The sequence below is a fragment of the Halomonas sp. HAL1 genome (assembly GCF_030544485.1).
In the GTDB taxonomy this organism is placed as follows: Bacteria; Pseudomonadota; Gammaproteobacteria; order Pseudomonadales; family Halomonadaceae; genus Vreelandella; species Vreelandella arctica.
Genome location: NZ_CP130610.1, coordinates 2,338,898 through 2,357,258, shown reverse-complemented (window position 1 = coordinate 2,357,258; position 18,361 = coordinate 2,338,898). Strand labels below are relative to the sequence as shown.

At 51.9% G+C, this 18,361-nt stretch carries 16 protein-coding genes and 1 pseudogene; 9 read left to right on the top strand and 8 right to left on the bottom strand.

All coding sequences use genetic code 11. From position 1 onward, the window contains the following. The first annotated feature begins 92 nt into the window (after positions 1–92). The 5 genes from Q3Y66_RS11045 to Q3Y66_RS11025 all read left to right on the top strand — a co-directional run bounded on the left by Q3Y66_RS11045 (position 93) and on the right by Q3Y66_RS11025 (position 2,687). Positions 93–494: a hypothetical protein gene (locus tag Q3Y66_RS11045; protein WP_008956284.1), complete on the top strand. Its 402-nt coding sequence runs from the start codon at positions 93–95 to the stop codon at positions 492–494. Between the two features lie 622 nt (positions 495–1,116). Beyond that, complete coding sequence (locus tag Q3Y66_RS11040) at positions 1,117–1,422, top strand: hypothetical protein (RefSeq protein ID WP_139041503.1); 306 nt, start codon at positions 1,117–1,119, stop codon at positions 1,420–1,422. A gap of 84 nt (positions 1,423–1,506) precedes the next feature. Further along, complete coding sequence (locus Q3Y66_RS11035) at positions 1,507–1,824, top strand: hypothetical protein (RefSeq protein ID WP_008956287.1); 318 nt, start codon at positions 1,507–1,509, stop codon at positions 1,822–1,824. A gap of 315 nt (positions 1,825–2,139) precedes the next feature. Next, on the top strand, positions 2,140–2,388 hold the full coding sequence (locus tag Q3Y66_RS11030) for a type II toxin-antitoxin system Phd/YefM family antitoxin (protein WP_008956288.1): 249 nt from the start codon (positions 2,140–2,142) through the stop codon (positions 2,386–2,388). Continuing rightward, on the top strand, positions 2,385–2,687 hold the full coding sequence (locus Q3Y66_RS11025; protein WP_083832182.1) for a type II toxin-antitoxin system RelE/ParE family toxin: 303 nt from the start codon (positions 2,385–2,387) through the stop codon (positions 2,685–2,687). The genes Q3Y66_RS11030 and Q3Y66_RS11025 overlap by 4 nt, the downstream gene beginning before the upstream one ends. Positions 2,688–2,786: 99 nt before the next feature. Here the strand turns inward: Q3Y66_RS11025 and Q3Y66_RS11020 are convergent, their stop codons facing one another. The 7 genes and pseudogenes from Q3Y66_RS11020 to pgaA form a co-directional block, all read right to left on the bottom strand. Then, complete coding sequence (locus Q3Y66_RS11020) at positions 2,787–4,412, bottom strand: endo-1,4-beta-xylanase (RefSeq protein WP_035586118.1); 1,626 nt, start codon at positions 4,410–4,412, stop codon at positions 2,787–2,789. A gap of 115 nt (positions 4,413–4,527) precedes the next feature. Next, a protein-coding gene (locus tag Q3Y66_RS11015) for an IS3 family transposase (protein ID WP_085942797.1) occupies positions 4,528–5,615 on the bottom strand; the annotation gives its coding sequence in 2 pieces (ribosomal slippage) (positions 4,528–5,360 and positions 5,360–5,615; 1,089 coding nt in all). 243 nt (positions 5,616–5,858) lie between these two features. Then, positions 5,859–6,802 (bottom strand): annotated as a pseudogene (gene rlmF, locus Q3Y66_RS11010) (23S rRNA (adenine(1618)-N(6))-methyltransferase RlmF). 260 nt (positions 6,803–7,062) lie between these two features. Next, positions 7,063–7,473 (bottom strand): hypothetical protein, encoded by a 411-nt coding sequence (locus tag Q3Y66_RS11005; RefSeq protein ID WP_008956183.1) that lies wholly within the window; start codon positions 7,471–7,473, stop codon positions 7,063–7,065. Beyond that, positions 7,463–8,713 carry a poly-beta-1,6-N-acetyl-D-glucosamine synthase gene (pgaC, locus tag Q3Y66_RS11000; RefSeq protein ID WP_008956184.1) on the bottom strand — a complete coding sequence of 417 codons (1,251 nt, stop codon included), beginning with the start codon at positions 8,711–8,713 and terminating at the stop codon, positions 7,463–7,465. The genes Q3Y66_RS11005 and pgaC overlap by 11 nt, the downstream gene beginning before the upstream one ends. Beyond that, on the bottom strand, positions 8,710–10,671 hold the full coding sequence (gene pgaB / locus Q3Y66_RS10995; protein ID WP_008956185.1) for a poly-beta-1,6-N-acetyl-D-glucosamine N-deacetylase PgaB: 1,962 nt from the start codon (positions 10,669–10,671) through the stop codon (positions 8,710–8,712). The genes pgaC and pgaB overlap by 4 nt, the downstream gene beginning before the upstream one ends. Then, positions 10,668–13,094: a poly-beta-1,6 N-acetyl-D-glucosamine export porin PgaA gene (gene pgaA / locus Q3Y66_RS10990; protein WP_008956186.1), complete on the bottom strand. Its 2,427-nt coding sequence runs from the start codon at positions 13,092–13,094 to the stop codon at positions 10,668–10,670. The genes pgaB and pgaA overlap by 4 nt, the downstream gene beginning before the upstream one ends. 341 nt (positions 13,095–13,435) lie before the next feature. On the opposite strand from pgaA, the gene Q3Y66_RS10985 reads away from it, so the two are divergent. Next, positions 13,436–13,852, top strand: a complete 417-nt coding sequence (locus tag Q3Y66_RS10985) for a GFA family protein (RefSeq protein ID WP_035586089.1) — start codon at positions 13,436–13,438, stop codon at positions 13,850–13,852. A gap of 39 nt (positions 13,853–13,891) precedes the next feature. Here the strand turns inward: Q3Y66_RS10985 and Q3Y66_RS10980 are convergent, their stop codons facing one another. After that, positions 13,892–14,818 (bottom strand): LysR family transcriptional regulator, encoded by a 927-nt coding sequence (locus Q3Y66_RS10980; RefSeq protein WP_008956188.1) that lies wholly within the window; start codon positions 14,816–14,818, stop codon positions 13,892–13,894. Positions 14,819–14,971: 153 nt separating this feature from the next. On the opposite strand from Q3Y66_RS10980, the gene leuC reads away from it, so the two are divergent. The 3 genes from leuC to leuB are packed head-to-tail and all read left to right on the top strand — an operon-like array spanning position 14,972 to position 18,189. After that, complete coding sequence (gene leuC / locus Q3Y66_RS10975; RefSeq protein ID WP_008956189.1) at positions 14,972–16,423, top strand: 3-isopropylmalate dehydratase large subunit; 1,452 nt, start codon at positions 14,972–14,974, stop codon at positions 16,421–16,423. Positions 16,424–16,426: 3 nt separating this feature from the next. Then, the gene (leuD, locus tag Q3Y66_RS10970) at positions 16,427–17,074 is read left to right on the top strand and encodes a 3-isopropylmalate dehydratase small subunit (RefSeq protein WP_008956190.1); all 648 of its coding nucleotides are present in this window, start codon (positions 16,427–16,429) and stop codon (positions 17,072–17,074) included. 35 nt (positions 17,075–17,109) lie between these two features. Next, the gene (gene leuB / locus Q3Y66_RS10965) at positions 17,110–18,189 is read left to right on the top strand and encodes a 3-isopropylmalate dehydrogenase (RefSeq protein WP_008956191.1); all 1,080 of its coding nucleotides are present in this window, start codon (positions 17,110–17,112) and stop codon (positions 18,187–18,189) included. Positions 18,190–18,361 lie beyond the last annotated feature (172 nt).

The following is an 18,361-nucleotide window of genomic DNA, read 5'->3' as shown; positions in this document are numbered from 1 at the left end:
CATGCCAGTCACGGCGACGGTTACTGCATTGCGGCTTTGCGGCTTTGCGGCTACGCCTCCATTCCGTAACCGCGCGTGCTGAACGGCGTTAGATGTTTGAGGTGATCATGGAAGTCGCCGGATTCATCGTTTTCCTGGTATTCAGCCACTTCGGTGTGATGCAGGTATTTCGCCTTACGACCTATCACAGGTATTTCTGGCCATCACTCCCGCTTCTTGTCGGGTATGCCGGACTGGTTGGGTGGGCACTGTTCGCGCTTGAATTGCATCCGTTCTTTCTGTGGCAATTAGCTCTGACCGGCACTTTGCTATTCATAGTTGGCAAGAAACAAAGCAAGAGCGCGGAGGCAATGCGTCAGCTTGCTGGAGACGATGCTGATGCAGTCCGATTCATGGCCAGGTCGGCGGCGAAAACGACCATCTACTATATAGCGAGTTCTATCGTGTATCTTGTTTTTTTTGCGATTACATATGTATGGTTATACAACACCTGAAAAAATTAGGCTTCCTGGCCATGCTAAGCGTTTTTAAAAACGATTCGATTGCCGTACTCAAGGAGAAGCTACATGGGGCATGGGCAAGAAGAGAGTAAAGCAGAGGTAAAAGCTGCGAGCTCCTGGGGTTGGGTAATTCCTGCGCTCATAGGGTTGATTTTAGCAAAAACGCTGGGGTTGGTCGGTGCGCTCGTTACGATAGGCTCTTATTTTTGGCTGCAGCCTAAAATCGGCACACTTGTGTCTATAATCCTACCAGCTGTTTTCGGTATAGCTTCAGGGGTTGTTGTTAGCATGCTGATACTAAACTGAAGTCTAGCAAGTCACGGAAGGTTGATGCGTGAGGCACCGCTTTTAGCATTAGGAAAAACAAAGGAGACAACAATGAGTAGTTACAATCAGGCCTTTGTCGCTGAATACGGGGATTTCATGTACGACGTCCTTCTGCTTCAGCGAGATGCCGGGTGAATCTACGAATTTACAATCTGGGGCAATGAGGATGCCCTGTTCCAAGGGCGCTATTCGACCGTTCTCGAAAGTAAAGACTTAGCCAAGTATGCCGCGTGTGCTGAAGCCAAAAACCGTATAAATTCTGAAAACGACAGTTAGTTCGGGTAAGATCATGATTCGAGAAATAAACATTCAGAAATGTCGCTATCTACGAATTCTCTTCTATTCCTTTATGTTTGTAATTGGTGGTTGCGCAATTGGGCCGGCTGACTATGATGACGAGCCTAACGGCACCCAGCGCGCTGAGATTATTAGCAAAAACGAAAATGGAATTACGGTTGAGCATAGTACCTGGGGTAAAAAGATTGCGTTTAGGTTTACTGATGAACATTGCGCCTCTATGGTTAAAGTTGCAACTTATAACGGAGCTTCGACGCAATATGGGCCAGATGTTATTTCGACTTGGCGTTGCGAATAACGCTCATTCCTAAAAAGTGTAGGCTGTCGGACACTAAAAGTGCGCCGGTGCGCTTCGCGTGTTAGTCACCAAGAAGGAGAACAAATGACTAATGAACATTTTTTAATGCTGATAGGTGCAGCTGCATACTCATTGGTGAGTATGATTATTATTTATCTCGTCGCGCTATTCGCACTGACATTATTTTTAAAACCCAAACCGGGCATCATGCGCCTCATAGTAGGTTTCGTGGCTTGTTGGGCAGTGATCTCCTTTTACATACCATTCAAGAGCCTCTCGTATTACATGGAACATTCGGAGGAAATGTATATCGCCCAGCTAGTCATTTCGGTCGTAGTGCTATTCGCAGTTACGAAGTTATCACTAACGAAAGCTCCACCATCAGATACGCCTGAAACATAATTTAACTTTAGCGCCGATAAATAATTAATATATAGCTTATAAGAATTTAATTCACGCTAAGAAGATCTGCGGCGAGGAGCTGATTCTCTTGTCAGAGCAGTGCTCGTCCTTTCTGGCTAGGCATTAACTGTATCAATTGGTTTATTAGCAAGCCCAATACAAGTGGCTGTTGTCGGATGCTGTAGTTCCTCCGTTTCAGTGGACACCTTGATCAAACTCATGGATTTACCCCGGTGAGCGCAGCCTTAGCTCTGATTGCCTCACCCACAATAGGGATACTATAGTATAACTATTAGTTCGGATCAGGGTGAGCCCATGAAAGTAGAGCTTGTTACAAACCTAAAGCGCCAAGCCACAAAAATCTTGGCAGACCTGCATCTCTCCAAAGAGCCGGTACTGATCACGGAGCATGGTCAGCCATCCGTCTACCTTGTCGATGTGCAGGATTACGAATTTATGCAGCGCCGACTTGAGCTGCTTGAAGGGCTCTCTCGGGGTGAGCGTGCTGTGCTTGAGGGAAGAACCTACAGCCAAAGCGAGGCCAGGGAGAAAATGAGTAAATAGCTGAAGTAATCTGGACGGAGCCCGCGCTTCAAGAGTTGGATGTTATCGCTGATTACATTGCACTGGATAATCCTGCTGCCGCAAGTCATTTAGTACAATACGTTTTCGATAAGACCGAACGTTTGGAGAATTTTCCCCAATACGGGCGGATTCCACCGGAGCTCCCTAATTCGGTATACCGAGAGGTAGCGGTTCCACCGTGTCGCATTTTTTATCGTGAGGATGAGCAGCGGGTTCTCGTCCTTTATGTCATGCGAGAGGAGCGGCAGCTTCGTGCATATATGCTTGAGAATAGCTAAGCAGATGTATCACTCGGATACTTTAGTCTACGCTTCGCTACCTCAAAACCACCTGTGTGCTTCGGTGTTAGCTAATTGAGGTAAAATCTATGGGTATTATCAAAAGAACAATCTTCCTACAGTAAGAGAACTTGCCATCTCGTCCAATTTATTGGAAAGCGCTTGGTAGGAAAGCTTGGGTTGATACTGGGCATCATAAATCAGCCCGTTACCATGGTTGTAATAGTCGTACCACTCATTAAGTGACGACCAACGATCGGTGAAGCCCCACATGGTGAACGAGTGCGCACCCTCTTCGATGCACGCTTCCAAGTACTGGGCATACCAATCGGCTACGGCCTTTGGGGTAGCGGCATAGTTCTGATACTGGTTAATGTCCAGCTCCGACACCCGTACCTCGATACCCAGCGACTTGAAGCGGGCAATGGCCGACTTCAAGTGTGCCTTGGTCACAGACGAAGTATTGCGTGGCCAGGTCGCCTGGTAATCAGCGTTCACGTCTTCGTGCATCTGCAAGCCAATGCCATGAATGGGCACGCCGGCGGTTTGCAACTCGACCACCAGGTTGAACAGGAAGTCCTGTTTGTCACCCGCCTCTTCACACCCCCACTCATTAATGAACAGCAGTACATCCGGATCCACTTCATGGGCTTTACGTAATGCCCGTTCAATGTAGCCACGCCCTAATGCCTGGTACCAGACGGAATCACGGAGCTGGTCTGTCCAGTCCAGGAACGGCTCGTTGATCAAATCGAACGACACCATGCGGCCCTTATAGCGGCCAAACAACCTCTCGATATGCTCGTCGAGGATTTCCCCTACTTCGCTAGCGGTGATGGACCCATCGAGCCAGCCATCCCACAGCCACTGCGGGGTCGCTTCGTTCCATGCCACCGTGTGGCCATGCACCTCCATGCCATTACGTTCGGCGTAGTCGATCAGCTTATCTGATTCATAGAAGTCGTAGACGCCACGGGCAGGCTGGATGAACTGGAACTTCATGCAGTTCTCAGGGGTGATCTGGTTAAACTCATTGCCCAGAATCGTGCGGTACTGCTCATCGAACACCATCGGGTACGTGGCCACCGCAGTACCGATGCGGAACTTACCGGCCTTGTCACGCAAGGTGCCCGCTGTCTTAGGCACACTACGCACTGGCGTCTCTTCCACGGTACCGGTCGTGGTGATCTGAGTGACAAGGAACGTTGCCCCCACGTTCGCTTCATCCAGGCTTAGATAAACCACCCCATCGGCAAACAGACACATATCCGACTGACGGGTTACTTCCACACCGTTGGTCAGGAACACAAGCTCGGTGCCCTCACGCTTGAAGGTGTAAATCACATTGGTGCCGACACTGGCAGCAGCATTTCCCGACTCTGTATTATCAGGGTGATACATTGTCCAGTAACACCAGTCACCATTGACGATCTGGGCCTTGAAGGTGCTCTGCGCGTAGTACCACTCATCCTGCACCATCGGGATAACCCCGTGGAACAGGAAGTAGGTGGAGTTGGCGGCAGTCAGCGTAGCGGTGATATTGATCGCAAAGTCACCGGAGACCTGAAAGCGCATGGCCAGGTTGAGCGACGGATTATGTACCGGCGCGTCTGTGCTTTCAGGCAATGGCGACAGCTTACGGTCGAGGCCTTCAAACAGCACGCCATTTGATTGCACGGTGGCCCCAGAAAAACCTTCCCACAAACGGAATGGAGAAGAAATCACGGGCATACCTCCAAAGAAATGTACCAGTGCGTTTTCCCACGCATCGGTTGTTGTTTTTGAGGAACAGGCTCCCGGTAATCCCCCCATTTATAACCGAAGCGATAAGTAGAGTTGGTTAGGCCGCCATGGCCACCTTCTGTTTCGGTGTTATCCCACCCAATGCCATGTTCGGTCGCTCGTGGTTGTACGTCCAGAGCCAGCGTGTGGCAAAATCCTGTACTTCAGCGATCGAGTCGAAAAGATAATGGCTCAACCAATCATAACGGACTGTTCGGTTGTAGCGTTCAACATAAGCATTCTGCTGCGGATTCCCCGGCTGGATATATCGAAGTTCAATGCCTTCCTGCCTTGCCCAGGTAACGAGCTTACCGCTGATGTATTCCGGGCCGTTGTCACAGCGAATGGCTTTTGGCTTGCCGCGCCATTCGATCAACTGCGTGAGAGAGCGTATTACGCGCTCTGCCGGCAGCGAGAAGTCTGCATCGATGATCAGACCTTCCCGGTTGTAGTCATCGAGCACGTTGAACAATCGATACGTTCGGCCGTCTGCCAACTGGTCGTGCATGAAGTCCATAGACCAACAGCCGTTCAGAACCTGCGGTACCGACAAGGGTTCCGGCTTTTTCCGCACCAGTCGCTTCTTGGGCTTGATCCGCAGGTTAAGCTCCAGCTCCCGGTAAATCCGGTAGATGCGCTTATGGTTCCAGCCGAAGCCCTTCACGTTGCGCAGATACAGGTAACACAGCCCAAACCCCCAGTTACGCTGGTTATGGGTTAAACGCACCAGCCAGTCGGCAATCACCGCGTTCTCATGGCTCAGCTTTGCCCGGTAGCGATAACAGGTCTCACTGATACCAAAGGCCACACAGGCCAGCCGTACACTGCAGCGATCGGCATCAACTGCATTTTTTGCCATCTCTCGGCGTTGAGATGGCTTTACCACTTTCCCTCAAGGGCCTCCTGGCGAAGCTCGGATTTCAAGCGCTCTTCGGCGTACATCTTCTTGAGTCGACGGTTTTCGTCTTCCAGGTCCTTGAGGCGCTTCATCATGGACGCGTCCATACCGCCATACTTCGAACGCCATTTATAAAACGTGGCACTGCTCATACCGTGCTCGCGGCAAAGTTCAGGAACCGGCACGCCAGATTCGGCTTGCTTCAGAATCGCCATGATCTGGCTGTCGGTAAAACGTGATTTTCGCATGTGGAATCTCCTGTCTGTTCAGAGTACAAAATTCCACTTATCACCGCGATTATTTTTCGGGGGGATTACCTCCCCACCTGCATGACGTTATTTCGCTTTTGATGAGTTTCCTCTTGGACGAGTTCAAGTAACCGTACCCGCTCCGAATCACTGTAAATAGCGGGCCAACCGGTGCGCGGGTGACGGACAGAATCCATATGTCACGGCAGGTTTCGCATCATCATGCGGCTTCTCAAGAACTTCTCACATAAATGTCCAGGCCAATATCCTCGTCACCTTATTTCCCTGTTTCATCTCTATTTCCCGACTATCAACGGCACCGAGCTTACTAATCAGCTTCTTTGCGGGCTTAATATTGTCGGCTTTTGAAACCAAACTGCTAAACCAGCGGCATTGAGTTGAGTACACTTGGCTTTCTCTTATTAGCTTTTTAAGAAACAGCTGTTCGCCGCCTTTACACCAGAGCTCTGCTCCCATCCCGCCAAAATTCAGCGTAGGCGATTTGGTGTTTGCTTTTTGTTCACCGCGATTACGCGCAAGGTTATTGCGTTTAAGCTGACTACCTTTAAGTGCTTCATCGAGCGAGGCATGAAAGGGTGGGTTGCATACGCTGACGTCAAAGAACTCCTCCGGTTGAATGATCCCTTCAAAAATGTGGTTTTTATCGTGCTGCGTGCGCAGCGTGAAGCGATCTTTAAGCGTGGGGTTGTTGGCGATAATCGTGGCGACGTTCTCAAGCGACTGAGCGTTAATGTCACTCCCCACACACTGCCAGCCGTATATTTGGCAGGCTAGTAGCGGGTAGATGCCATTGGCACCCGTCCCTATATCGAGCAGCTTGATGCTGGGCTTTTCACGTCCAAGCCCAATTAAGTCCGCCATGTGATGGATATAATCGGCTCTGCCTGGGATGGGGGGCAAAGCGCACCCTCAGGAATGTCCCAATCGACGATATTGTAGTATTGGTTTAATAACGCGGCGTTGAGCGTTTTGACGGCCAATGGGTCAGCGAAATCGATGGAAAGTTCGCCATAAGCGTGCGGTTTCACATGAGGGGCTAGTGCTGGGTGGCTTTTTACGAGAGCAGGGAAGTCATAGCCTTGGTTGTGCAGATTCGTCGGGTGCAGGCCTTTGCGAACAGGCCTAGCGCGGCTTTTTTCACTTCCATTGGGGGGGTTCACAATCATAGGCCTGGGGCTTGGCTTTCATTAGTAAAGTGGGTTTGGCTTAGCCCGTGATTATAACCTTAATGGTTGTGTTGGGCTTACTCGGTAGGCGCATATGATGAGCACGTAATTCTGCGCTAGGGTCAGTAGGTTCTAAGTCCTCATCTTTTGTACTAACAAATGCGGAGATGCATAAGCGGGAAGATTGAGTCGCCTGCCCACGCGAAGAAGGAAGTATGTTCCATTCAGGCCATAGGCGGCCTGAATGGAAGCTGGCGTTCTTAGCTGGTTGCTTGGTTGGATATGCCGACTTTTTCTTGTTTGCGCATTTGGTAGCTTTCGATTTCGTTGCCCATGCCTTTATCCGTGTCGTTCTCTATTGTCAGCGTTGGCTGCTGGACGTGGCGCAGCTGGCGTTTTAGGTAGCTGGTGTAGAGGTATCGGTTGTAAACCGCCCAGAAGTGAAAGGTTAGGAAGGTGACGACAAAGCCGATTAATACCACCTTGATCATGACCGAGGAGTAGAGCTGTTCCAGAATTGCTTCTTCCACGATGAAGAACATATACATCCTGGTTATTACCAACATCCACAGCACGAGGGTGGCGAGTGTGATTAAGATATCGCGTGTCCGATAGCCCCAGCCTTTTTGGCAAGGGTTGTCGATGATGACGGGCACCAGTTTATTGTTCATTGAATTGCTCCCCTCGGTCAGGACTAGTCCATGTGGCGAGCCTTCCTTTTTGGCGCAGCATAGCTTTCGGGAAGGCAATTACAACGGTCGCCATATTGAGAATCCAATAGGCGAACGGGTACCAGATACTCCAGTAAACGCAGCGGAATATCTCTTTGTCGTAGCGGCTGTCGATATAGAAGCTGACGGTGAACTGGATGAAGCTAATGGCGATCAGGATGCTGCCAAAATAGGAAAGCAGCGTAGCGGTGATAGGCCACGACATGGGCACAAAGAACTGAGAAACCAGCCAAGCAAAAAGCAAAGTGATCACCGAGTAACACCACACCACGCTGACGATGTACTCCAGCATCAGCAGCCAGAAGCGGCGGTTTTTCCAACGGATGGTTTGCGAGAAGTAGCGCAGGAACACTTCGCCGCCACCTTGCGCCCAACGCAGCCGCTGCTTGAAAAGCCCGCGTAGCGTTTCCGGCATCAGTACCCAGCACATGGCCCTGGGTTCATAGCGAACTTGGCCACCTGCCAGCTGTAAGCGCCAGCTGACATCGATGTCTTCGGTGATCATGTCGGTATTCCAGCCACCGACTTCTTCGAGCGCCTTGCGCCGGAACGCACAGATGACCCCTGAGATGGTGAACACCATTCCATAGATGCGCTGTGCGCGTTTGATCAGGCCGATGATGGCGGAGAATTCGCCGGTCTGGATCTTGCCAATGGCGGTCGAGCGGGTTCTGACCCGTGGGTTGCCGGTAACCCCACTGACCTTTGGACTACTGAGAAAGTGACTGACCATATAGCCAATCGCATCGTAGTCGAGTATCGCATCGCCATCGATGCCCACGATGATATCGCCGGTGGCGTGGCTCAAACCGTTGTTCATGGCGCTGGCCTTGCCTTGGTTGGCTTGATGCAGCACCTTTAAGGCGGGGTATTGAAGCACCAAGGCGTCAAGCCGACTGGCAGTGTCATCTTTGCTGCCATCGTTAACGGCAATAACTTCCATGAACGGGTAATTCTGTTTAAAGAGGTGATAAATGGTCTCATCCACATTGGCCTCTTCGTTATAGCAGGGCAACAGCACAGATACTTTCGGGGCATTTTCATCCCACGTGAAGGTGGTGGGCCAGGGCTGCTTGCGCTCCCAATGAACGTAGAAGTAGATGCCCCCGCATATCCATATGGTTGCCATCAGGCTGGGATAGCCGAGGGTAAAGATGGCTAGGTGGTCGAGTATGTTCATGGGATGGCCCTGAATCGACGTCCGATGGAAAATACCGGTCTCATCACATTGATATCAGGATGGTTTTGAAGAAAATCATCCGGGTAGTAGCCAATGTTTTTAATGCCTTCTTCGCGCAGTATGCGTACCCACTGGGCTATTTCTGCACTGGGAATGGGGGTTTGGGTGTTCCAATCTTGAGCTTGTAGCTCGAACACCAGTTGGTCAGCGCTCACCTGTTCCAGTGAACGCTGGGCTAGGCTTCTCAGCCACTGGTTGGGGTTCTCGGCTTTTTCCATATAGGGCATGGCCATCACGGCAACGAAGTCGTAAGCCGAGGCGAAATTCTGCATGTCTTGGGCAAACCAACGCTTGCTGCGCGGCTCCATTACCGTGACGGCATACAGGTTGCGAGAGGTCGTGAATACCTTGTTGTCGGACTGGCGATAGTAGTTAGCTGCTTTCTCTAGCTCTAGCGTGAAGTCGGTCAGGTGTTCTCCCTTAAAGCGGGCCCAGGTGGCCATCAAGTTTTCGTCGTTACGAATGGCGTTAATATCGCGGGGTAACGACGCCAGCTCATAGGCGTCCAATGCCTCGGGGTTGGCATCTTCAAAGTCGGTAAAGAAGGCGTCATCGTGAAATAGCAGGCCATCAAACTTGGTCAGGCGGCCAAGGTCTAGGTAGATCTCACGAATGGTGTTGCGGTTCTCAATCACATAGGGCGAGAGTCGGCGGTAGTGGTCTGGAGATTCATTGCCGGTTCTTACATCGGTGACGTATTGATAACCATCCCCTAGATCAAACGATAGTACCGGCATCCATGCATACACCTTTACATTGGCGCGTTTCTTTAACTGCCAAGCAACCCGGTTGAAAAGGTCGGCTCTGACCGGTAAGTGGCGGTTGGGAAAGTAGAGTTCATCGGCCACACCGTCGCCATCCGGGTCAGAATAGGCCTGAAGGTAAACGGTGCTGACGCCGTAACGTGAAATACGTTCAATTAATCGGTCCAGATTTTGTTCTTGCTGGATGGGGTCCGGGTCATAAACGTAATCCAAGTCAACGTGCACAATGCGTTGCTCTTCTGTCTCCCATAAGCGGTTAGAAAGAATCTCCTCAATTGTTTCCAGGGTGGTTTCCTGGTCAATCAGGAAGCGGTTCATGCTGCGCATGGAATCGTTAAGCCGGTTGGGCTCACCGAGTAGGCTGAAGGTGTACTTCATGCCATATTCGGAGGCGATATTGAGCGTCGCTTCACTGTAAGCGCCGTAGGGCCATACCATCACGCGCGGACCCTTGCCTATTTTTTCTTGGAATTGCTGCTGCGTCCGTGCCATATCATTGCGTATGCGTTCGATGTAGTCCGCTTCGCTTTCATAACCATTGCCCGCGTTCCAAATGCTAGTCACCGCAGCTGCTTGCTCATTGCCCATCGGGTTGCCGACAGCGCCGTAGTGAAGGTTGTAAGTGTGGGAGGCAATTTCTACCAGTGGTGATTCATCTAGGGTTTTAACTTGTTCCCAGGATAGAAAGCGTTCGCGGGGGAGGTTGATTTTGCCGTAGGGCACTTGTCCGCCTGCTGGCACATCCAGCCAACTGCCTACCACTGCCTGCACCGCAGGGAAGTCGTATAGCTTGAGCAGCGGGAAAACAATATCGTAAAAGCTGCGATAACCGTCATCGAACGTTAGCAGCACCGCTTTTTCAGGTAGGGGTTGCCCGCCCGCTTTGGCATCGATGATCTGCTGTAAGCTCACTGGCTGATAGCCGCCTAAGGCAATCAGGTTGAAGTGTTCGACTAGTCGGCCACGTGTAATCGTCTGTGAATAAATATCTAGATCGGGAGTGACCGTGGAGTCCACGACATCGTGGTAGCTGATCACCACATAATCATCCGCTGAGCGTGCGGCTTGAGCCTGCTGAATATTGACGATCACCAGCAGAACCGCGCTCATCATAATGACGCGCCAGAGTGTCATAGGAATCTCCATACAAAACCGGCTGAAATAACGTTGTCGTATTCAGGAACGCCGTCATAGACGGCTCTTTCGCGGGCGATGCCGTATTCAAAGTTCACGTTGGGGGCTAACTCCCAGCTATGTTGGTAACCAATTGACCAAGTGTTTTCGCTGTCGAAATCTTCTTGCCAGTAGCGGCCTGAACCTAGGGAAACGGTTTGGATAAAGGACTGCCGGTAATCGATCGGGATCTCATAATTAACTGACAAAACGCCTGCTAAACTGGCATCGCGCTCTGGATTGTAATAGCTGGCTTCAACGTCATCGTTGCGTGATGCAGAAGCTTGAACCCCGCCATTAACCTGCCAACGGTCCAGGTGGTAGAGCGTTTGATTCCAGTAACCGTAAACAGACTGCCGAAGGTTGCTATCTTCAAAGTCGGTGGCCATGACGCCGATCGCACCAGCGCCGCGCTCGTCTTTTCGATAGGCCACTTCAGCCCGGTAGCGGTCGGCGTTGACGCCGTCCCGCAGCGCCCGCAGCGGTGTATCGGTGGTGTTGATTTCGACACCCAGCGTCGTGGTGATGTGATCCGTTGGGGCGTACTGCAGTTCGGCGAGCGCCAGGAAGTCCTCGTTAAGCTGAGACCCATGGCCTGCCGCCAGCGTTACCGTGGCGGGGTGCAGGTTCCATTCGTAACCCGCCACGTTGTAAGAAGCATAAAGATCCTCATCTTCAAACTCCCCATACTGGCCAATGCGCTGAGCAAAAGGGCGGGAACCGTTGTCATTACGGGGCCCTTCCAAAAGTACTTCATAGCGCCACTCACGAGATGCCTGCGTGCCACTACCTTGGCCTTTGCTACGTTCGACGGTGGAGCTTAGTTGCGGCGCACGCTGTTCGCGCCACTCGCGGGCCATATCGTCCCGTGATGCGCTTGGTCGTGCGGTTGCAATTTCGGTGGCGATCTCGCTGGTCGTGCCTTTCCATTGGCCACGCTGTAACCGCGAAAGTAATACGCCATGTTCGGCGGCTTCTTGCCGATCAGGGGGTAATAAGGGCATCGCTTGCTGATAAGACTCCTCGGCTTTTCTTGGCCAGCCTCTGTCGCGTTCTATGTCGCCTTTGATGATCCATAAATAAGGGTCAGCAGGCGCTTGAGCCTGGTACGCGGCGAGGCGTTCGCTGGCCTCATCAGTGCGGCCGCGCCAAGAATCAAGTAGCACCTCCAGCAACAATACTTTCTGATAGTTAGGGTTATCTATACGTACGGTTTGGGTGAAGTCCAGGCGCTGCTCGGGTTCATTGGCGCGCCACTCTTCTAATAGTTTGTCAGCATCGCGAAAACGTTGGGCGTCGGCATAGCTGTAAAACAGCCCTTCGTTGAGAGGGTCGTCAGGGTTTGTGGCCTGCTTGGGAGATAGCCGAATCAGGTTTTCGTAAAGCGTGATGGCCTCATCTGGGCGGCCCATACCATTAAGCGCATGGGCTCTGGCGCGAGCAACGTAGCTGGGTAGCTGGCCGTGTTGATTTTCTAGCCTCATCGCCAGCGCTTCAGCTTCAGAGAAGCGCCTTAATTCAGCTAGAGCTACTACCTTGTCGTATTCGGCAATGGTAATGAGTTCCTGGGGGGCATTCGGCGTGCTCAGAACAATATTCAGCTGTTCTAGGCCGCTGCGGGTTCTTGAGGGTTGGTCAGTGTGAATACCCAGGCGTATATCGGTTACCCCTTCATAATAAGTAAGCCATAGGCGGTCACTATCGCTGAAAACCTCGGGGTTCGTTTCCATAATACGGCGTGCTGCAGAGCTAGCACCCAAGCCTACCGCCAGCCGATAAAGGGCATTTAGTTCACTCGTGTTACTGGGGTCTTCCGCTATCAACGATTGGCGGGCATCCAGTTCTTGTGTGGCATTGGCGGTTCTTGCTGCTAAATAGCCCCTTGCCTCAAGGCCCGCCGTCGTTATACCCGCTACTTGGTTGTATTGCTGTAGAGAGATATCCGCCAAGGTATAATTTTCCATATCCGTATGGACTAACGCCTGCCCTAGCCATCCCTGAGCGTTGGAAGGGTCACGGTAGGTGAGCGCTCGAAACAGTTCCAGCGCCTGCTCGTAATCACCTGCACTGCGTGCCGCCCCTGCTAGGTTGGCGAGTTCTGAATCGCTGTAATTTTCTGTTAGACACCAATCGCAAACGGCGAGTGCTTCCTGGTGGCGCCCGGCTCGCACCAGTAGTGCTACCAAATCTTCACGAACACGAATATCGCGTGTTTGGTAATAAAGCGTTTTTAAGCCGTCGATTGATGTTTCTAGAGCTCCCTGGCGTGCTTGGATAACGAGTGCTTCGCGTTGCGCATCGGTCGTCGTTTGCCCATATGCTACACCCGACGTTAAGCAGGCGAGCAGGCAAATCGGCAGTAGGGAGCTAGGGCGATTTTGCATGGTGATACTCCTACCCAGAAAGCTAATGACCACAGATTTGTAATCAAATGTATATTTCTAGTGTATAGGAGTATCTTTAAGTAAATATTGGAATAAAACGTGAACTTGAAGAGGGATATCATCAGGAAAACAGCTGAGAAAAACCATTACACCCCTATGAGATCGGCCCTTGTGGGGGTGATTAAAGAGGTTGATATCTTTCTCTAAAAGATTTTTTTGGTTCTTAAAATAGTGCCAGTCACTTTTAGGCTATCTTGTGTTGATGAGTTTTCCGACAGCTTATTCATCAGAAAATTCTATTTTATTTACACAATGTTACAAATCTAGAGGGAGCTGTGATAATGGCTATTTCTCATCAGGGAGCTTGTCTCTGCGGCGCTGTTAGCGTCACTCTTACCACCAAAAGCAACCATGTCGGCGTTTGTCACTGCTCGATGTGTCGAAAGTGGGGAGGTGGCCCGATGTTTGCCGTTGACTTTGCAGAGGATGTGGATTTTAAAGGCGCAGAGCACATAGCGACGTTCAGTTCATCAGATTGGGCTGAGCGTGGTTTTTGTCGGCAGTGTGGTACGCACCTGTTTTATCGGTTAAAGCAGAATGGGCACTACGCGCTTCCCGTTGGCCTTCTGGATAGCACTGATGCGTGGAAAATAACCGAGCAGATATTTATAGAGCAAAAACCTGCTTACTACTCTTTGGCGGAAAAAACCAAGCAGCTAACCGGTAAAGAAGCATTTGCGCAGTACGACGAGCAATAATCTTGGTTGAGGCAGTAACATTTGATGAATAAGGCACTTTTATTGAGCCTCTTTGTTCTCCCGTGCTGCCTCTAGCTGCTCAATCATCCGGCGCGCTGCATTGGAGAGCGTTCGATTGGTATGTACTAAATACCCCAGCGGGCGATGGATAGGGGCAGTATCGACGTTAAGCTCTACTAGCTCACTATCGACCATCTTTTCCGGCAGCAGGCTCCAGCCTAAGCCAACGCTGCACATCATCTTGAGTGTTTCTAAATAGTTGGTTGTCATACTGACCGGCAGTTTTAACCCTGCTTCAGTGAAGCGCTGTGCAATCAACGAACCGGTAAACGTTTTGGCCCCTGGCATCACACAATTAAAATGACACAGCGCGGAAAGCGATAACGCTTCTTGGTGAGTGTGAATGTGAGTGTGAGCTTGGGGTTTGGCATGAGAGGCGAGTGGATGGTCAATAGCACAGGTAAAACAGAGCCGATCACGCCACAGTTCAATAACCTGCAGCTGCTCATGAGGGTGGGGCGCCAGTGTTACCACCGCCATTTCCAGTGTGCCATCCAGTACGCCTTGGTAAGCCTGCTCTGAATCCAAAAAATGAAGATCGAGCTCTACTTCTGGGTGGCGTTGGGTGTACTGCTTTAATAGTGGCGGTAAGCGGTGTAGGCCAATATGGTGGCTGGTGGCCAGGGTGAGCTTGCCGCCTACCTGGCCGGAGAGATTGGCGAGCGCCCGCCGGCTATCCTCAACGCTAAAAAGTATGCGCTGTGCTTGTGGCAGTAGCACGTTACCCGCCTCGGTTAAGGCGATGCGTCGACCAATTCGGTCAAATAGCCTTGTGCCCACCTGGGACTCCAGAGTGGCGATACGTTTGCTAACGGCGGGCTGAGTAAGGTGAAGCTGCTCGGCTGCGCGTGAGAAACTTTGCGTATCGGCCACCGCCACAAAAGCTTGTAAGCTTTGGGTATCCATTTACTTATCCTTAACGTATTCCATATTGGAATCTAAAGTATGAATAACATGAATTGCTTTTATGCGCGAGCCGAGTAACACTCGCTGCATTACTGGTGCGAAGACGCCAGCACAACTAACTAGCAAGAAATGGGCATCGCCCGGGAGAGCCACATGTCAGGCCAAACGCTTTACGACAAACTTTGGAATCAGCACTTGGTGAAACAGCGCGATGACGGCACCGCGTTAATCTACATTGATCGCCAATTGCTTCATGAAGTGACTTCGCCCCAGGCGTTTGAAGGACTTCGCCTGGCAAACCGTAAGCCGTGGCGCCTGGATGCCAACTTGGCAACACCAGACCATAACGTGCCCACTACGATTAAAGAGCGCGCTGAAGGCAACAGCGGTATCAAAGATCCGGTATCGCTGATTCAGGTACAGACCCTGGACGACAACTGCCTTGAGTACGGCATTGAAGAGTTTAAAATCAACGACCCGCGTCAGGGCATTGTCCACGTAGTCGGCCCCGAGCAGGGTGCAACGCTGCCGGGTATGACCGTGGTGTGCGGCGACTCCCACACGGCTACCCACGGTGCCTTTGGTGCGTTGGCCCACGGTATCGGTACCTCGGAAGTCGAGCACGTCATGGCAACCCAGTGCTTGCTGGCGCAAAAAATGAAGAACATGCAGGTACTTGTGGACGGTGAGCTTGGCCTTGGCGTTACCGCAAAAGACGTCGTGCTGGCGATTATCGGCAAGATCGGTACCGCGGGTGGTACCGGCTACGCCATTGAGTTTGCCGGCAGTGCAATTGCTTCGCTTTCGATGGAAGGACGCATGACCGTTTGCAACATGGCCATCGAAGCGGGCGCTCGGGTGGGGTTGATTGCAGTCGACGAGACCACCATTGATTACCTGGGCAAGCGCCCCTTTGCGCCTACCGCAGAGCAGTGGGAAGCCGCCGTGGCAGACTGGCGCAATCTTGTCTCCGACGACGATGCGCAGTTCGATAAAGTGGTTACTTTGCAGGCTGATGAGATCGAACCACAGGTGAGTTGGGGGACTAGCCCTGAAATGGTCACCGGTATTTCGGGTCAAGTGCCCGACCCGCTAGCTGCACTGGATGAAACTGTGCAGCGCAGCCACACTCGCGCACTGGAATATATGGGCCTTCACGCCAACCAGAAAATCACCGATATCAAGTTGGATAAAATCTTTATCGGCTCCTGCACAAACTCGCGTATCGAAGATTTGCGTGAAGCCGCCAAAGTCGCCAAGGGCAAAAAGGTGGCTGACTCCATCAAGCTCGCCATGGTGGTGCCGGGTTCTGGCTTGGTGAAGCGCCAAGCAGAAGCCGAAGGGTTGGATAAAATCTTCATTGAGGCTGGTTTTGAGTGGCGTGAGCCAGGCTGCTCCATGTGTTTGGCCATGAACGCGGATAAGCTGGGGGCCGGTGAACACTGTGCCTCTACTTCTAACCGCAACTTTGAAGGTCGTCAGGGCTACGGTGGCCGTACGCACTTGGTCAGCCCGGCCATGGCAGCGGCAGCGGCGATCGCCGGTCACTTTGTTGATGTTCGTACCTTGCCCGCCAACGACGCCACTCACGCACAGGAGGCCTAAGCCATGAAAAAATTTGAACGTTTGGAAGGTGTAGTAGCGCCTCTTGATCGCGCCAATGTCGACACCGATTTGATTATCCCCAAGCAGTTTTTGAAGTCGATCAAGCGTACCGGCTTCGGCGTTAATCTGTTTGACGAACTGCGCTATTTGGATGAAGGCCAGCCGGGTCAGGACTGCTCGCAGCGCCCGCTGAACCCAGATTTCGTCTTGAATCAGCCGCGTTTTAAAGGTGCTGAAGTATTGCTGGCGCGGCGCAATTTTGGCTGCGGGAGCTCTCGTGAGCACGCGCCTTGGGCGCTGGAAGATTTCGGTTTCAAAGTGGTGATTGCGCCTAGCTTTGCCGATATTTTCTACAACAACTCGTTCAAGAACGGCATTCTGCTAATCACTTTCCCAGAAGACGTAGTAGATCGCCTGTTTGCCGAAGTGGACGCCAATGAAGGCTACCAGTTGGATGTCGACCTGGAGCATCAGCGCGTCATTACCCCCAGCGGCGAGATTTTAGAGTTTGAAGTGGATGAGTTCCGCAAACACTGCTTATTGGAAGGGTTGGACGATATTGGCTTGACGCTAAAAGACGAAGACGCCATTCGCGCCTTTGAGCAGAAACATAAAGCCGCGCGCCCGTGGTTGTTCCGGCAGTCTGCGTAAGCCAGCCTTCTATAATTAAACGCTAAGGATTCAGCATGACCCATAAAGTATTGCTTCTGCCGGGCGACGGTATTGGCCCCGAGATTGCTGCCCAGGCGGCACGCTTGTTAAAAGCTTGCCAAGAAGCGGGCTTGGATATTGAAGTAGAAGAGGGCTTGGTGGGTGGTTCTGCCTACGATGTTCATGGGGAGCCGCTGCCCGCGGAAACTCTGGAAAAAGCCAAAGCGGCCAGCGCTATTTTGCTGGGCGCGGTAGGTGGCCCCAAGTGGGATAAAATCGAAGATCTTTCCAAGCGTCCTGAAAAAGGGCTGTTGGGCCTGCGTAAAAACCTGGGTTTATTCGGTAATTTGCGCCCAGCTATGCTTTATCCGCAGCTCGCCAGCGCCTCCAGCCTCAAGCCTGAGCTGGTTGCCGGGCTGGATATTATGATCGTTCGCGAGCTGACGGGCGGGATCTACTTCGGCCAGCCTCGTGGCATTGAAGTCCGTAATGGCGAGCGCGTAGGTTTTAACACCTATATTTATTCTGAAAGCGAAATTGAACGCATTGGTCGCGTTGCGTTTGAAATGGCTCAGAAGCGTGGCAAGAAGCTTTGTTCTGTCGATAAAGCCAACGTGCTGGAAGTCACCATTCTATGGCGGGAAGTCATGGAGCGTTTGGCGCCGGAGTATCCGGACGTAGAGCTTACCCACATGTATGTGGATAACGCCGCTATGCAGCTAGTACGTGCACCGAAGCAATTTGACGTGGTGGTCACCGGTAATATGTTTGGCGATATTCTCTCTGATGCCGCCGCTATGCTCACCGGTTCTATCGGCATGCTGCCTTCAGCATCGCTCAACGAAAGTGGGCAAGGCATGTATGAGCCGTGCCACGGCAGCGCGCCGGATATCGCGGGTCAGAACGTAGCAAACCCTTTAGCCATGATGCTTTCAGTGGCCATGATGTTGCGCTACTCACTGAATGAAAATGCCCTGGCGGGGCGTATTGAAGCTGCTGTGGGCAGCGTATTGGATGATGGCCTGCGCACTGCGGATATCGCCTCAGAAGGCATGCAGACCATCGGCACCGATGCCATGGGTGATGCAGTGTTGGCGGCGTTTGCCAAGCAGTAAAGTAATGGCAGTGTGACTGCGTTAAGGGCGCCTGGGGCAGGCCGTAGAGGGGGTCATTTGCCAGGGATGGCAAATGTAGCGCCCAGGGATGGGTTCACAGCGCCCCCTCCTAGGACTGTCGCAGGGGTAGCCCTTAACCTATCTCCTGGTTTCAAAATCAGCGTAAAGAAGT

What these genes read in the sequence shown, in the direction of transcription:
- Q3Y66_RS11045 (WP_008956284.1), top strand. Translation starts at nt 93, where the DNA reads ATGTTTGAGGTGATCATGGAAGTCGCCGGATTCATCGTTTTCCTGGTA.
- Q3Y66_RS11040 (WP_139041503.1), top strand. Translation starts at nt 1,117, where the DNA reads ATGATTCGAGAAATAAACATTCAGAAATGTCGCTATCTACGAATTCTC.
- Q3Y66_RS11035 (WP_008956287.1), top strand. Translation starts at nt 1,507, where the DNA reads ATGACTAATGAACATTTTTTAATGCTGATAGGTGCAGCTGCATACTCA.
- Q3Y66_RS11030 (WP_008956288.1), top strand. Translation starts at nt 2,140, where the DNA reads ATGAAAGTAGAGCTTGTTACAAACCTAAAGCGCCAAGCCACAAAAATC.
- Q3Y66_RS11005 (WP_008956183.1), bottom strand. Translation starts at nt 7,473, where the DNA reads ATGAACAATAAACTGGTGCCCGTCATCATCGACAACCCTTGCCAAAAA.
- pgaC (WP_008956184.1), bottom strand. Translation starts at nt 8,713, where the DNA reads ATGAACATACTCGACCACCTAGCCATCTTTACCCTCGGCTATCCCAGC.
- pgaB (WP_008956185.1), bottom strand. Translation starts at nt 10,671, where the DNA reads ATGACACTCTGGCGCGTCATTATGATGAGCGCGGTTCTGCTGGTGATC.
- pgaA (WP_008956186.1), bottom strand. Translation starts at nt 13,094, where the DNA reads ATGCAAAATCGCCCTAGCTCCCTACTGCCGATTTGCCTGCTCGCCTGC.
- Q3Y66_RS10985 (WP_035586089.1), top strand. Translation starts at nt 13,436, where the DNA reads ATGGCTATTTCTCATCAGGGAGCTTGTCTCTGCGGCGCTGTTAGCGTC.
- Q3Y66_RS10980 (WP_008956188.1), bottom strand. Translation starts at nt 14,818, where the DNA reads ATGGATACCCAAAGCTTACAAGCTTTTGTGGCGGTGGCCGATACGCAA.
- leuC (WP_008956189.1), top strand. Translation starts at nt 14,972, where the DNA reads ATGTCAGGCCAAACGCTTTACGACAAACTTTGGAATCAGCACTTGGTG.
- leuD (WP_008956190.1), top strand. Translation starts at nt 16,427, where the DNA reads ATGAAAAAATTTGAACGTTTGGAAGGTGTAGTAGCGCCTCTTGATCGC.
- leuB (WP_008956191.1), top strand. Translation starts at nt 17,110, where the DNA reads ATGACCCATAAAGTATTGCTTCTGCCGGGCGACGGTATTGGCCCCGAG.